This window comes from Xanthomonas arboricola pv. juglandis, from assembly GCF_905367715.1.
Lineage (GTDB): Bacteria > Pseudomonadota > Gammaproteobacteria > Xanthomonadales > Xanthomonadaceae > Xanthomonas > Xanthomonas arboricola.
On the sequence record NZ_HG999362.1, the window covers coordinates 661,064 to 675,202 of the forward strand.

Below are 14,139 nucleotides of genomic sequence, written 5' to 3' on the forward strand. Positions count from 1 at the left end.
GCTCGGTGCGGTGCTGGTCGGCGGTGTGCCGGGATCAGCGCAAGAGGGTCTGAGTCAGTAAGCGTCTGCACTGCTGGGGAGCATGCAGGCGCTGCGGGCGCTGCGGGCGCTGCATGGGTGTCGCGCTGTCGCTGTGATTGGCCGCATTTGGCTTCGCGCGCGACCTAAGCCGCGCCGCGGCCCGCGTTTGCGACGCGGGCGCTCCAGGGCACGCATGCCAGTGGCGCGCAAACCCTGCCTTCTCGCCCCGGCGCGAGTGAGGCAAGATTTTTCTTCTCGGGATGTCTTCGACTGTGTTGCCTGGCGGTTCTGTCGTCGGCTGCAGGCTTGCGCGGTCAGCCGGCTGTGCGGGCCTTGGCCTGCAGGCGGGCGACCTGGCCGAGCAGCGCCAGGCGGGCGCGTGCGTATTCGGCGATGACCAGCGCCACCATCACCGAGGGGCGTTCGATGGTGCCGGTGCGCGCGGCCAGTTCGATCCGGCGCGCGGCATTGGCCAGCGCCTGGGCGCCGACGTTGGCGCTGGAGGATTTGAGTGTATGCGCCAGATCGCGCAGCTGCATGCTGTCGCGATTGGTGGCTGCGGTTTCCAGGCGCTCGATGATGCCCGGCGCGTCTTCCAGGAACAGCTGCAGGATGGTGATGGTGTCCGCGCCTGCCACCTCGTACAGCTCCTCGATCACGCTGTTGTCCAGGATCGGCAGGGCGCGTGCCTGCGCGGCGCTGCTGGCGCTCTCGGGATCGCCTGTGGCCTGGCTGCCGGTGGCCGGGCCAGGCAGCAGCGGTTGGCGCGGCAGCCAGCGTTGCAGGCAGGCGTCGAGCTGCTCGCGGGCGACCGGTTTGGACAGATAGTCGTCCATGCCGGCGGCCAGGCAGCGTTCGCGATCGCCGGCCATGGCGTTGGCGGTCATCGCCACGATCGGGATCGGGCGGCCGCCGCTTTCGGTTTCCATCGCGCGCCAGCGGCGGGTGGCGGCATAGCCGTCCAGCACCGGCATCTGGCAATCCATGAAGACCATGTCGTAGCGGGTGGACTCCATGCTGCTCAGCGCGGCTTCGCCATCGGTGGCGGTATCGGCGTCGAAGCCGAGCACGGCCAGCAGCTTCTGCGCGACCAGCAGGTTCACCGGGTTGTCTTCCACCAGCAGGATGCGCACGTCGCGTGCGTTGGCCAGCGCCGGCGCCATCGGCTCGGGAATCATCGCTGCGGCCAGCGCGGTTGCGTGGGCCGGCCTTGGCTCGGGCGGCAGCACCAGCGAGCGCAGAGTCTCGTCCGGGCTCTGGCGCGGCACCAGGGTGGCATTGTCCTGCAGCTCGGACGGCACCGGCTCGTCGCCGTACAGCCAGATCAGGCGCGCGCCGCTGAGGTCGTCCGGACGCGCAAGTGCGCGGTGCACGGCGCGTGCGCTGTAGCGCAGCGTGTCGTGGTCGGCGATGACGCAGCGGAAGCCTTCGCTGTCGCTGTGGCGACGCACCCGCTCCAGCGCTTCCTGGGTGGTTTCCATCAGCACGTGCGACACCCCCCAGCTGTCGAGCAGGCGCTTGAGGCGCTGCGACAGGCGGGTGTCGGAACTGATCACCATCACCCGCGCGGCGTCGGCACCGGTGTTGTGCTGCAGGTCGCCGATGACCTTGAGCAGCGGGATTTCGAACCAGAACGTGGCGCCGCGCCCGGGCTCGGACTCCACGCCGATGCGGCCGCCCATCAGGTCGATGATGCGCTTGCAGATCGCCAGCCCCAGACCGGTGCCGCCGTACAGGCGCGTGGTGGAGGCGTCGGCCTGGGCGAAGGAGCGGAACAGGCGTGCCTGCTGATCCGGGGCGATGCCGATGCCGGTGTCGCGGACCTGGAAGCGCAGCAGATGCTGGGCGCGTGTTTCGCCCAGGCGACGCAGCTGGATGTCGACGCTGCCGCGCTCGGTGAACTTGATCGCATTGCCGATCAGGTTGCCCAGCACCTGGCGCAGGCGGATCGGGTCGCCGCGCACCAGCAGGCGCACCGACGGCTCGATATCCAGTCCCAGGCGCAGCTGCTTGCCTTCGGCGGTGCGCTGCAATAGCTGCACGACGCCGTCGAGCAGCTCGCGCAGGTTGAAGGTGGTGATCTCCAGTTCGAGCTTGTTGGCTTCGAGTTTGGAGTAGTCGAGGATGTCGTCGACGATGCGCAGCAGCTGCAGCGAGCTGCCGGTGGCGGTCTGCAGCATGTCGCGCTGGTCCAGGCTGAGCTGGCCGCTGGAGATCAGTTCCAGCATCGGAATGATGCCGTTGAGCGGGGTGCGGATTTCGTGGCTCATGGTGGCCAGGAATTCGCCCTTGGCCAGCGTGGCGGCCTCGGCGGCCTGCTTGGCGCGCAACAGTTCCTGTTCGAGCTCGCCGTGACGCTGCAGCTCTTGCTGCAGGCGTTCACGGGCAACGTCGGCTTCTTCCAGGCGTTGCGACAGGGCGCGCTGCGCGCGCGCGCTGCGGTAGCCGGCAACTGCGGCGCATAGACCGAATACCACCGCCAGTGCTGCAGAGAGTGCCGTCACCGCGCGCCACGGCCCGTCGATGGCCGACCACTGCAGGCCCGCACCCAGCGCAGCAACCAGCGCGGTCAGCGTGGCCAGGCTGCTCCAGGCGCGGAGGCCTCCTGCCCGCGCTGTCACTCAGAGCACCGCGTTCGTGAAGTCGAAGTCCAGTTCCTTGCCGACCGTCTGCACCAGGTTGCCCTGGATGAAGTCCACGCCGCTCATCCACATCGCCGCGGCCGCCTGCGGATCTTCGATGCGTTGGCCGATGATCAGCAGGCCGCGCTGATGGGCGATATTGATCACGCTGCGCAATTCGTCGCGGACTGCTGCGTTGCCGTGGGCATCGGCGAAGCGGTTGGCCATGCGCACGAAGCTCAGCGGCAACTGGTCCAGCAGCGCGTTGGCCTCGTCGCCGGGCTCGAACTGGCTCAGGCAGAACTGCACGCCGGCCGGCATCAATTTGGCGCAGAACTGCTGCACGGTGACCGCGTGGATCAGGGCATCGTCCAGGCGCAGGTCGACGATCAACGATTGCCCGGCCACGCCGCGCTCGAGCAGCGCCTTGAGCAGCCAGTCGGCAAAGGCATCGCGTGCCAGCGTGCGCGGCGACTGCGACACGAACAGCCGCAGCGGCGGGTGCGCGTGCTGGTACAGATGCAGCAGGCCGAGCGCGTGATCCATGACCTGCTGGTCGAGATCGGCGATGCGTCCGGCCGCTTCGGCGGCGGGAATCACCTGGCCGGCCGACAGCAGCGTGCCGTCGGCCTGGCGCAGCCGCAGCAGCACCTGGTATTGCGCGGTGTCGCCTCCGGCCACCGCCACGATCGGTTGATAGGCCAGTTCGAGCTGGCCTTCGACCAGGCGCAGTTGCTCCTGCTGTTCGGCCTGGCTGGGGGCCAGATAGGCCTGCACGCCATCGCTGCGCAAGCGTGCCTGCAGCGCGGTGCGCTCGACCGCTTCCAGCGCGCTGCCGGTGTCGTCGAAGCCCAGGCCCAGCGGTGCCACGCCGATGGCGCAGCGCACGTGCACCGATTCTTCCTCGCGCACCGGGAAGGCATGCGCCGACAGCCGCTGGCGGATCTCCAGCGCGTGCTGTTCCAGGCTGGATTCGGGCATGTCCACGCCCAGCAGCAGGAAGCTGTTGTCGTTCAAGCGCGCCAGTGGATACGGGTGCGCGGCACTGGCCAGGCGATGCCCGGCCTGGGTCATCAGGCGCTCGTAGGCGGCATAGCCGTAGCGCTCACGCAGGCCGAGCGCGCTGGCGATTTCAATGAAGAACAGCCCGCCGGCCTGCTTGCGCGCCAGCGCATCGGCCAGCAGTTCCATCACATGGCCGCGCGTCGGCAGGCCGGTTTCCGGATTGCTGCGCACGCTGACCGGTTCGCCGGCCTGCTGCAGCGCCTGTTGGCGGGCGCGGCGGATGCGGTTGGAGACTGCGGCGATCAGGTGACGTGGGCGGATCGGCTTGGTCAGGAAATCGTCGGCGCCGCTGTCGAGCACTTCGAACTGACGCTCCGGATCCGGGTCGCCGGTCAAGAACACGATCGGCAGCAACTGCTGACCCGGCTGCTGGCGGATCAGGGTGGTCAGGCGGATGCCGTCCAGCTCGGGCATGTGCAGATCCATCAGGATCAGATCCGGGTGGTAGTCCTGGATCGCCTGCGGCACGCTGGCGGCGGTCATTTCCACCTGCGCATGCATGCCGGCGCCGTGCAGCACGCTCTGCGCAAACAGCGCCTGCGAGCGGTCGTCCTCGACGATCAGCACGCGATACGGCGCGTCGGCGGCGACGTTGTCATCGCCCTCGCGCGGGGTTGAGGCGGTCGTCGGTGTCGGCGCTGCAGCCGTCGCGTGCGCGTTGCTGCCTTGAGCAGCGGACTGCGCTGGCGCCATCGGCACGATCATTGCGGGTGCGGCAGCGAGCGCAGGCGCCGGAATGATGGCCGCGCTCACCGGCTCGGCAACGGTGGACGCCGCCGCGGCCTCGTCGGCCCAGCGGCGCCAATAGTCGGCGGGCGGCGTCTCGGCGCGCAGTGGACGATTGCGCGTGGCGGTGTCGTCACGGGTGAAATGAACCGGATCTCGGGCGGCCATCGATACTCCCTGCAGTCGCGATGATTATGCGATGAACTTCACGATAGCGGGGAGCGACGTGCAGCCGGCGTGGTGGTGGAACGCATCGGCGCGACCAGCCGGCGCATGCCCCGCCACAGCAGTCGCCAGACCCACCACACCACCAGCGTGGCCAGCACGCTGGAGCCCACCGCAACACTGAGTGCCAGCCACGGGTGCGCCAGTGCCAGCGCTAGCGCGGTGGTGGTGATGGTGTCTTCGGCCAGCGAGGCGACCCAGTTGCTGGCCGGTTCCGGCGAGGTGTTGAGCAAGGCGCGGGTGCCGGCCTTGAGGGTATGGCTGGTCAGCGCCACGCCGGCGCCGGCGGCCAGCACGCCCGTGCTCAGATCACCGTCCGGCGACAGCGTGGCCGCGGCCAGGAAGGCACCGGCCGGCACGCGTGCCAGCGTCTGCAGCAGGTCCCAGCCCGAATCCACGCCGGGGATCTTGTCGGCGAAGAATTCGGCCACCGCCAGTGCACCGGAGGTGCCCAGCACCCACCACGATTGTGCCGGGTGCAGGGCGGGCGGCAGCTCGATCCAGCCGAGCAGGCCGGCCAGGCCGACACCGAACACGGTGAGATAGACACGGATGCCGGCCAGCCAGGCCAGCAGGATGCCGATCACGAACAGATGGGCTTCGCTCATGGCGTTGTCGATCCCTGCAAACAATTGCAGAACTATCGCAGAACTTTGGGATAACCGCCGGTCCAGCGCCAGCACGACGGTCAGTGTCGCTCTGGCACACTACGCCGCCCATGATTGCGCCGGCCCGTCCGGACCCGATGCCCATGCGACCAGCCGCACGCGTTCAGATCGTCCAACGTGACTCCGGCGGTGGCCGTTCCCGCGGCCGCTGGTTATGGCTGGTGATCGCACTGGTGTGGCTGGCGTCGCTGGGCGGGGTGTGGTGGATGGCCAGCCGCACTGCCGCGCCGCGTCTGGTCGAGGCCGAGGCGGCGCTGCAGCAGGCGCAGCGCAACCAGGCCCAGCAGCGTCGGCAGATCGCGCAGTTGCAGCAGCGCCAGGTCAACCTGGCGATGTCCGACAAGATCAGCCGCGCCGCCAATACCGAGGTGCAGGCCTCGCTGGCCGAGCGCGACGAGCAGATCGCCGCACTGCGCGCGGATGTGGCGTTTTACGAGCGCCTGGTGGGCTCCACCGCGCAGCGCAAGGGGCTGAACGCGCACTCGGTGCAATTCACCGCCGAGGCCGGCGGCACCTGGAATTACAGCGTGGTGCTGACCCAGAACCTCAACCGCGGCGCGATCAGCCAGGGCCAGCTGCGCTTTGCGGTGGAAGGCGTGCGTGCCGGCAAGCTGGTCACGGTGAGCTGGAACGAGCTGCACCAGAAGCCGGATGCGGCCGGGCAGCCGTACTCGTTCCGCTATTTCCAGCAATTGGACGGCAGCGTGATCCTGCCGAAGGATTTCACTCCGCAACGTGTCAAAATCTCCCTGAGCGGCGATGGGGCGCCGGTCAATCAGACATTCGACTGGAAAGTCGCCGGGAATGGCGCGGGGGAGTAGCTGATGTTCGGAAACAAATCCAACCGTGGTGCGCAGACCGTGGTCGACACCTTGATCGGGCCGCAGGTGGTCATCCGCGGCGACCTGATGTTCAGCGGCGGGCTGTATGTGGAAGGTCGCATCCTGGGCAAGGTGATTGCCGAAGACGGCGCCAGCGCCACCTTGACGGTGGCCGAGCAGGGCAGCATCGAGGGCGAGGTGCGCGCGCCGGTGGTAATCATCAATGGCCAGCTGACCGGCGACGTGCATGCCGCCGAGCGGGTCGAACTGGCCGCCAACGCGCGGGTGCAGGGCAATGTGCATTACCAGGTGGTGGAGATGAGCGCCGGCGCGCAGCTCACCGGCCGCCTGATCCATGCCGCCACCGCTGGCGCGACCGCCGCGTTGCCGGCGCCGGAGGCCGGCCGCGTCGAGCCGGTCAAGGCCTTGCAGGCCGAGACTGCCGACGCTTGAGGGTGTGGCCTGCAGCTGAAGCGGGCCCCAGATTTGGCAAGCAGCGCTTGAAGTGGGGCCGCCTGGCCCCCATGCTGACGCCATGAGCACGCTCGTTTCGCTTCCCACCGCCGCCCCGGCCCCGGACTATCAGTCCATCGACCGGCCGTTGAACTTTTCCGTGGCCGCCGCCAGCAAGGTGCGCGAGCTGATCCAGGAAGAAGGCAACGCCGAGCTGGCGTTGCGTGTCTACATCCAGGGTGGCGGCTGTTCCGGCTTCCAGTACGGCTTCGAGTTCGACGAGAACCGCGCCGAGGACGACCTGGCCGTGGCCACCGACGGGGTGACGCTGCTGGTGGACCCGCTGAGCCTGCAGTACCTGATGGGCGCCGAAGTGGACTACACCGAAAGCCTGACCGGGGCGCAGTTCGTGATCCGCAATCCGAACGCCAAGACCACCTGTGGGTGCGGTAGCAGCTTCAGCGTCTGAATCGACGCGGTTGCTGGCGCTTGGTTGTTTGTGTGTGATGTTGCGGTCGAGTCGCGGGCAATCTGCTGCCTGCGACGTTCTCAGGTCTGACATGGTGCGGTGATAGTGGCAGTCGCGTGAGTGTGTCGATACGGCCTCACGCTGTGCGCAGCTTGCGCGCGCTGTATGACTCTTGATGCGACGCGTGTTGCGGGTCAACGACACCGCAGCCGGGCGGATTTTCAAAACGCCGATCCATGTGATCCACGCACTGCGCAGATGCTCGCCGATGCACTGGCGAAGCGCCACGCGCTATCGATGTACGTGTCCAACGCGCTGTGAACATTCTCCTGCTGCGGGGTTCGCCATGCGCGCGCAAGCTTCGTGCGCGCGAGCTGGGCCGCGTGCGGCGATGGCGATACTGCACGCATGCTCAGCGCTGGTGCCAGCACATGCCGGTTTGGATTCATGCATCGCGTCTTGCCTTGCGTGACGCGCGCGGGCGGTCGCCACTGCGCTGACCGAGCGTGCCGCGCACCGCGCCGATCCCACCCCATGGTGCAGTCACCGCGCCGCCCAGCCCGCGTACGTTGATCGCGCAACGGATCTCGATCCTTCGACACGCCAGTCCCCTGCCCATTGCAGTCATCCACGAGAGACGCCTCCCCATGTTGCAGATCAGATCCCGATCGACGCTGGGCCTGCTGGCCATGCTTGGTATCGCCAGCGCAGTGCTTGCATCCAGCGCGCAGGCATCGCCCGCACGCGGCAGCTTGCTCAGCAGCAATTTCCTGACCAGCTACACCCGTGATGCGATTGCCGCATTGCTCACCTCCGAGCCGCAGGCCGAACAGCCCAGATGCAATGTGCGCGTGGCCGAGTTCACCTATGCCACCGTCGGTGTCGATGGCGAACCGGCCACTGCGTCGGGCGTGGTGCTGATTCCAGGTGGCGAGCGTTGCACCGGGCCGTATCCGTTGCTGGGCTGGGGGCGGTCGACAGCGACGATCCGCAATGAGGAACAGGCCAAGGACATCCGTGACGCCAAGGGCGACGACCCGCTGGTCACACGGCTGGCCAGCCAGGGCTATGTGGTGGTCAGCAGCGATTATCTGGGGCTCGGTCAATCCAGCTACGGCTTCCATCCCTACCTGCATAGCGCGACCGAGGCCAGTGCGACGATCGATGCCCTGCGCGCGGCACGCAGCGTGCTGCAGCGCTTGAAGACGCCGTTATCCGACAAGGTCATGCTGTCGGGGTATTCGCAAGGCGGCCATGCCGCACTGGCAACCCAGCGCGAGATCGAAGCGCATCTGTCCAAGGAGTTCCATCTGGTTGCCAGCGCACCGATCTCCGGGCCCTACGCGCTGGAGCAGACCTTCGTGGACAGCTGGAGCGGGAGCAATGCGGTTGGCGAAAGCAGCTTCGGCATCATTCTGGGCAGCTACGCGATCGTCGCGATGCAGCACACGTATCGCAATATCTATCTGGCGGCCGGACAGGTATTTCAGGATCCGTGGGCGGCCCGGGTCGAGGCGCTGTTCCCCGGCAAACTGGGCCTGACCGATCTGGTCCTGGGCGATACGCTGCCCGGGATCGACCAGCTCAAGGCGTATTTCCAGCCAGGGTTCTATCGCGACTTTGCCAGCAACCCCGGCAATCCGTTCCGCAAGGATCTGGCGCGCAACGACCTGCTGGACTGGGCGCCACAGACGCCGACGCTGCTATGCGGTTCGTCCAACGACGCCACCATCCCGCTGAAGAATGCGGTGACCGCGATTGCCGCTTTCAAACGTCGCGGCAGCACTCAGGCAGCGTTGGTCGACATCGGCAGTGGCGACCCCAACGACAACTCGGCGTTCGTGCATCTGACCACCAACGAACCGTGCATCGTCGCCGTGCGGCATCAGCTGCTGGACAAGCAGCGCTGAGGCCGGGGATGGGGTGGTCGCTGACAGCGCTGGATGATCAGCGCGTCCAGGATCGACGCTGGACGCCTCACCCTTCGATGGAGCCTTGTCGCTGTCACAGGCGACAAGGCTGAAGATACCGGGATTCGGACCCGGCTGGCTGCAACACATGTCGATCGCACGTGGCCTGCTCTGCGATGTGGCGCGCAATGTGACGCGCTCATGACCGCCCGGCGGGCGCCGGGCCATGTCGACGTCTGAACGCGCGCCGCCGGCCGGGCCTGCATCGATGGTGCGCTGCTTGCGGGCGATGCCGATTATCGGCAGGCTTGCGCCGATGTCAGAGTCTTCTTTTTCAACCTCCGGTTTCGCCTTCACCCATGCGCCGCTGGATCGTGGCGATCTGTTGCGCGACGATCCCGCGGCGCTGGCGCGTCTGTGGCCGCAGGGCCGCGTGCTGCTGCTCGATGCCAAGGGCACTGCGCTGGCCGATGCGGATGGCCAGCCGCTGCTGATGGACGGTGCCGCGCTTGGCGACGGGCCGGACGGGGCGATCTTTCTTGGGCTGCGCGATGACGTCGGCTGGTTCTGCCTGCCATCCGATGTGCTCGGTGTGGAAGCGCCGCAGCGCATCGACCTGCGCCAGGCCGCCGCCGACTGGCCGGCAGACATATCCACTGCTTTTGCCTATGCGCGCGCAATGCTGCACTGGCAGTCGCGCACGCGCTTCTGCGGCGTCTGCGGCGGAACGATCGCGTTCCGCCGGGCCGGCTTCATCGCCCATTGCACGCAATGTCAGACCGAGCATTACCCACGCGTGGACCCGGCGATCATCGTGGCGGTCAGCGATGGCGCGCGCTTGCTGCTGGGGCGGCAGGCAAGCTGGGCGCCGGGGCGTTATTCGGTGATTGCCGGCTTTGTCGAACCCGGCGAGTCGCTGGAGCAGACCGTGGCGCGCGAGGTGTTCGAGGAAACCCGCGTGCAGGTGCAGGACTGCCGCTACCTGGGCGCGCAACCGTGGCCGTTCCCCGGCGCGTTGATGTTGGGCTTCACCGCGCGCGCTGCGGCAAGCGAGGTGCCGCAGGTCACCGGTGAACTGGAGGACGCGCGCTGGGTCAGCCATGCCGAGGTCACCGCGGCATTGGCCGGCGAAGGCCAGATCGGGCTGCCGCCGCGCATTTCCATCGCGCGGGCGCTGATCGAGCATTGGCATCGCGCGCATGGCTGAGCCGGGGCGGGCGCTGCAGCGCAGCCAGATCGGGTGCGCCTGCATCGGCTCGGCTAGACTCGGCTGAGGAGGCCCACCCATGTTCACCACCCTGGTTGCTGTCGTCGTCGCACTTGCGTTGGGCCACCTGGCGCCTGCCCAGGTGGCGCGGCTGCGGCGTTTCGAATGGTTCGGCCAGTGGCTGCGCCGGCTGGACAGCCATGCCGCCGGGCGCGGTGCGTGGCAGGGGCGCTATGGCGTGGTGCTGGCGCTGTTGCCGGCCTTGCTGGTGGTCGTGCTGCTGCAATGGCTGCTGGACGATGTCTGGCGCGGGTTCTGGGCCTTGCTGTTCGGCGTGGCGGTGCTGGCCTGGACCTGGGGGCCGCGCGATCTGGACCGCGATGTGGAAGCGGTGATCGATGCCGACGAACCGGGCGCGCGCCGCGATGCGATCGCGCAGCTGCAGGCCGCCGGCGGCAGCGTGCACGAGGATGCGCCGTCGCTGGTGGAAGCGGTGGTGGTCAACGGGCTGCGGCGCTGGTTCGCGGTGCTGTGGTGGTTTTTGCTGCTGGGGCCGTTCGGCGCGGTGCTGTATCGGCTGACGGCGCTGGCGGTGGAAGGCCCGCTCTCGGTGCTGCTGCCGCCGCGCAACCTGGCCGGCGCGCGCTGGTTGCTGGCCGCGCTGGAATGGCCGGTGGCGCAGTTGATCACGGTGTCGATGGCGCTGGTGGGCAATTTCGACACGGTGTTCCGTGCCTGGCGGCAGGCGCATGGCAACCGCTGGTCGCTGGAGCCGCATTTTCTCGGTGCGGTGGCGCGTGCCAGCGTGAGTGCCGAACTGCGCGAAGAAGCGCACGACTACACCGATTCGGGGCTGGTGCCGGTGTGGCGCCGCCTGCCGGAAGTGCGCGATGCGATGAGTCTGGTCTGGCGCGTGCTGCTGCTGTGGATGGTGGTGCTGGCGTTGCTGGTGATCGCCGGCTGGGTGCGGTAGGCGCGCAGCCTGATTTCAATCGAGCGGCTGTTCGCGACCTGCTAACCCGGTGCCAGCAAGGTAAACGGGTACCAAGGCAAATTCCTGGCAACCCAATACGTCGGCAACGCCCACAACCAGAACTTCGGCTCGGACATGACGGTCACCACCGGTGCAAACCAGCGCGCGCGCCAGCCGGCTTTCCAGGCGATCAGGCCGGGCAGGGTGAACAGGCCGAGCACGGCGGCCGGGTTCATGGCGAAGGCGCCGGGCAGATCGAAGTGCACCAGCGCATACAGCGCGCGGGTCATGCCGCAACCGGGGCAGTAGCAGCCGGTCACGGCACGGAACACGCAGGGCGGGAACGGGCTGTTGCTCGCGTTCGGATCGAAGCGATACAGCAACGACACACCGAAAGCGGCCACGCTGGTGGCCGCCCCGAGTCCAAGCCAGTGGCGTGGACGCAGTTCCATTACTGCATGTGCTGCAACTGCTGCATGTAGTCCATGTAGCCCTGCATGCCGCCGGTGGCGACCATGCCGATGTTGATCAGCAGGCCGATGACGGCCAGCACGCTGGTCACGATGCACCAGGTCTTGGCGGTGTTGGAGGCGCGACGTGCGCCGTCGATGTCGCCCTGGTTGAGCAGGCCGTTGACCTTGCTGGAGAACACGATCGCCACGATGCCGGTGATCAGGGCCGGGCAGCACAGGCAGAAGCCGAGCACGGTGGAGACGATCGCCCAGATCAGGTGATTGGGAATCGGGCCCGGTGCGGCGCTGGGCGAGGGATGGATCGGCGGTGGGATGGCACTCATGGTGAAGCTCCTTGGGTGGTAAACAACAGCGAGATGTTGCAGCGCGTGGGGAAGGCAGCGATGGGCCGCGCAGGCAGCGTCCACCGATCACGGCGAACGCGTCTGACACGGTGATGTGGCGTACGACGACTTCCCCCGGTCCTTCTTGTCGCGCCCGCTAGGCGAGCGCGGCGGCAATGCGTGCAATGGCGCACAGGCTACTCGCGGCACGCGGCGGACGCAAAGCCCGCGCGGCCGCAGTCACGGTTGATCCTGGCGCAGTGCACGGACCTGCTGTTCGAGCAGCGCGGCGGTCGCCGTGTCGCCGGGAACCGCTGCGCCGGCGGCCACTTCGATATGCGCGCGGATCCGGCGCGGCACGCGCATGCGGCCCAGGCGGGTGTCGCGGCGGCTCCACATGCTCGACCACATGCCACGCAGTGCCATCGGAATCACCGGCACCTGGCGGCGTTGCAGGATCTTCTCCACGCCCGACTTGAACGGTGCGATCTCGCCATCCCGGGTCAATGCGCCTTCGGGGAAGATGCACACCAGCTCGCCGTCGGCCAGCGCCGCATCGATACGATCGAAGGCCTGCTGCATCAGCGCGGGGTCTTCGCGTGCGCCGGCGATCGGGATCGCCTTGGCGGTGCGGAAGATCCAGCGCATCACCGGGATGCGGAAGATCTTGTAGTACATGACAAAGCGCACCGGGCGCGGAATCACCGCCGACAGGATCAGCGCGTCCATGTAGCTGACGTGGTTGCAGACCAGCAACGCGGCGCCTTCGTCGGGCACGTGGCGGTCGATGTCGCGCGTGCGCAGCCGGTACAGCACGCTCACCAGCACCCAGCTGAGAAAGCGCATCAGGAACTCGGGCACCAGGGTGAAGATCCACAGCGCCACCAGCGTATTGGCCAGCGCCAGGGCCAGGAACACCTGCGGAATGCTCAGGCCCGGCAGCGGAATGCGCACGCCGAACAGCGCCAGCTGCGGTAGCTGCAGCGCAATGCCGATGATGGCGGCACTGACGATGAACAACGAATTCTGGATGTTGAGCCCGGCGATCACGCGCGAGAGTTCGGCCTTGGGCGTGCGGCTCTGGATCAGCGCAAACAAGGGCACCACGAACAAGCCGGTGAACAGGCCGATGCCGACCAGGTCCACGATCAGGCGCACGCTGCCGGCCTGCTGCACGAACTGGCCGATCGACAGATCGGTGGCCGGTGCAGCACCGGGGCGCGCGAAGTACAGGTCCAGCAGAAATGCGCTGATGCCGAACGCGCCCAGCGGCACCAGGCCGATTTCCACGGTGCGTCCGGACAGCCGCTCGCACAGCAGCGAGCCGACACCGGTGCCGATCGAAAACAGCGCCAGCGCGAACACGTACAGATCCTGCTGCCCGCCAAGATTGACCTGCGCGTAGGTGGGCAACTGCGCGGTCAGCACGGTGCCGACGAACCAGAACCACGACACCCCGAGCACGGCGTTGCGCACCGCCGGCGTACGCCGGGTCAGGCGCATGATGGCGCGCGATTCGGGGATGGGGTTCCAATTGATCTTCAGCTCGGGCGCGCCAGCGTCGACCTTGGGCACCAGCCGCGCGACCAGGTTGCCGGTGACGGCAATCGCGATCACCGCGGTGGCCGCGGCGACCGGCCCATGGCTGCCGGCGATCTGGAAGATCAGCCCGCCGAAGATCATGCCGCACAGGATCGAGATCGAGGTGCCCATCTCGACCAGGCCGTTGCCGCCGGTGAGTTCCTCCGGTTTCAGCACCGAGGGCAGGATCGAATATTTCACCGGCCCGAACAGCGTGGACTGCAGGCCGGTGCAGAACAGCGCAACCAGCAGGATCACCATGTTCTCGGTGACAAACCCCACCGCCGCCAGCGACATGATCGCAATCTCCATCGTGGTGGTGATCACGATGAGTTTCTGCTTTTCCAACTTTTCGGCGATCTGCCCGGCCAGCGCGGAGAACAGGAAGTACGGCAGGATGAACAGTGCCGGCGCCAGATTGGTGTACAGCGTGCGCTGCGCCGCATCGATGCCCAGGTAGAACAACAGGCCGATGATGGCCTGCCGATAGACGTTGTCGTTGAACGCGCCCAACGCCTGCACGGCGAAGAACGGCAAGAAGCGGCGCTGCCTGAGCAGGGCGAACTGACTGTGACCGGACATGCAGTTTCCTTTGCGAACGCG

At 67.5% G+C, this 14,139-nt stretch carries 12 protein-coding genes; 6 read left to right on the top strand and 6 right to left on the bottom strand.

Annotated elements, in window-relative coordinates:
* Positions 1-335: 335 nt before the first annotated feature.
* The 3 genes from KHN93_RS02825 to KHN93_RS02835 are packed head-to-tail and all read right to left on the bottom strand — an operon-like array spanning position 336 to position 5,266.
* The gene (locus KHN93_RS02825) at positions 336-2,603 is read right to left on the bottom strand and encodes an ATP-binding protein (protein ID WP_212579586.1); all 2,268 of its coding nucleotides are present in this window, start codon (positions 2,601-2,603) and stop codon (positions 336-338) included.
* A 39-nt stretch (positions 2,604-2,642) separates the two neighbouring features.
* Positions 2,643-4,601: an EAL domain-containing protein gene (locus tag KHN93_RS02830; protein WP_211921922.1), complete on the bottom strand. Its 1,959-nt coding sequence runs from the start codon at positions 4,599-4,601 to the stop codon at positions 2,643-2,645.
* Positions 4,602-4,639: 38 nt separating this feature from the next.
* Positions 4,640-5,266, bottom strand: a complete 627-nt coding sequence (locus KHN93_RS02835; RefSeq protein WP_024938188.1) for a DUF4126 domain-containing protein — start codon at positions 5,264-5,266, stop codon at positions 4,640-4,642.
* Between the two features lie 143 nt (positions 5,267-5,409).
* Between KHN93_RS02835 and KHN93_RS02840 the strand changes: the two genes are divergently transcribed.
* The 6 genes from KHN93_RS02840 to KHN93_RS02865 all read left to right on the top strand — a co-directional run bounded on the left by KHN93_RS02840 (position 5,410) and on the right by KHN93_RS02865 (position 11,159).
* Positions 5,410-6,147, top strand: coding sequence for a DUF6776 family protein (locus tag KHN93_RS02840; RefSeq protein ID WP_104553216.1), 738 nt, complete (start codon positions 5,410-5,412; stop codon positions 6,145-6,147).
* 3 nt (positions 6,148-6,150) lie between these two features.
* Complete coding sequence (locus KHN93_RS02845; RefSeq protein ID WP_039513525.1) at positions 6,151-6,600, top strand: bactofilin family protein; 450 nt, start codon at positions 6,151-6,153, stop codon at positions 6,598-6,600.
* A gap of 82 nt (positions 6,601-6,682) precedes the next feature.
* On the top strand, positions 6,683-7,069 hold the full coding sequence (gene erpA, locus KHN93_RS02850; protein ID WP_024938186.1) for an iron-sulfur cluster insertion protein ErpA: 387 nt from the start codon (positions 6,683-6,685) through the stop codon (positions 7,067-7,069).
* A 647-nt stretch (positions 7,070-7,716) separates the two neighbouring features.
* A complete protein-coding gene (locus KHN93_RS02855; protein ID WP_104561487.1) occupies positions 7,717-8,979 on the top strand; it encodes a lipase family protein in 1,263 nt (420 codons plus the stop codon).
* A 316-nt stretch (positions 8,980-9,295) separates the two neighbouring features.
* Positions 9,296-10,186, top strand: a complete 891-nt coding sequence (nudC, locus tag KHN93_RS02860; RefSeq protein WP_102583334.1) for an NAD(+) diphosphatase — start codon at positions 9,296-9,298, stop codon at positions 10,184-10,186.
* A 79-nt stretch (positions 10,187-10,265) separates the two neighbouring features.
* Positions 10,266-11,159, top strand: coding sequence for a cobalamin biosynthesis protein (locus KHN93_RS02865; RefSeq protein WP_102250945.1), 894 nt, complete (start codon positions 10,266-10,268; stop codon positions 11,157-11,159).
* Positions 11,160-11,200: 41 nt separating this feature from the next.
* Here KHN93_RS02865 and KHN93_RS02870 read toward each other — a convergent pair whose 3' ends face one another.
* From KHN93_RS02870 to KHN93_RS02880, 3 genes are all read right to left on the bottom strand, one after another.
* Complete coding sequence (locus KHN93_RS02870; protein ID WP_104561485.1) at positions 11,201-11,611, bottom strand: DUF2752 domain-containing protein; 411 nt, start codon at positions 11,609-11,611, stop codon at positions 11,201-11,203.
* Entirely contained in the window at positions 11,611-11,955 is a 345-nt protein-coding gene (locus KHN93_RS02875) for a CD225/dispanin family protein (RefSeq protein ID WP_016902410.1), read from the bottom strand. The genes KHN93_RS02870 and KHN93_RS02875 overlap by 1 nt, the downstream gene beginning before the upstream one ends.
* A gap of 240 nt (positions 11,956-12,195) precedes the next feature.
* Positions 12,196-14,118, bottom strand: coding sequence for an MFS transporter (locus KHN93_RS02880; RefSeq protein WP_104561483.1), 1,923 nt, complete (start codon positions 14,116-14,118; stop codon positions 12,196-12,198).
* Between the last annotated feature and the right edge of the window lie 21 nt (positions 14,119-14,139).

Coding starts and splice junctions, on each gene's coding strand:
- KHN93_RS02870 (WP_104561485.1), bottom strand. CDS start 11,611: ATGGAACTGCGTCCACGCCACTGGCTTGGACTCGGGGCGGCCACCAGC.
- KHN93_RS02840 (WP_104553216.1), top strand. CDS start 5,410: ATGCGACCAGCCGCACGCGTTCAGATCGTCCAACGTGACTCCGGCGGT.
- KHN93_RS02830 (WP_211921922.1), bottom strand. CDS start 4,601: ATGGCCGCCCGAGATCCGGTTCATTTCACCCGTGACGACACCGCCACG.
- KHN93_RS02875 (WP_016902410.1), bottom strand. CDS start 11,955: ATGAGTGCCATCCCACCGCCGATCCATCCCTCGCCCAGCGCCGCACCG.
- nudC (WP_102583334.1), top strand. CDS start 9,296: ATGTCAGAGTCTTCTTTTTCAACCTCCGGTTTCGCCTTCACCCATGCG.
- KHN93_RS02855 (WP_104561487.1), top strand. CDS start 7,717: ATGTTGCAGATCAGATCCCGATCGACGCTGGGCCTGCTGGCCATGCTT.
- KHN93_RS02835 (WP_024938188.1), bottom strand. CDS start 5,266: ATGAGCGAAGCCCATCTGTTCGTGATCGGCATCCTGCTGGCCTGGCTG.
- erpA (WP_024938186.1), top strand. CDS start 6,683: ATGAGCACGCTCGTTTCGCTTCCCACCGCCGCCCCGGCCCCGGACTAT.
- KHN93_RS02845 (WP_039513525.1), top strand. CDS start 6,151: ATGTTCGGAAACAAATCCAACCGTGGTGCGCAGACCGTGGTCGACACC.
- KHN93_RS02865 (WP_102250945.1), top strand. CDS start 10,266: ATGTTCACCACCCTGGTTGCTGTCGTCGTCGCACTTGCGTTGGGCCAC.
- KHN93_RS02880 (WP_104561483.1), bottom strand. CDS start 14,118: ATGTCCGGTCACAGTCAGTTCGCCCTGCTCAGGCAGCGCCGCTTCTTG.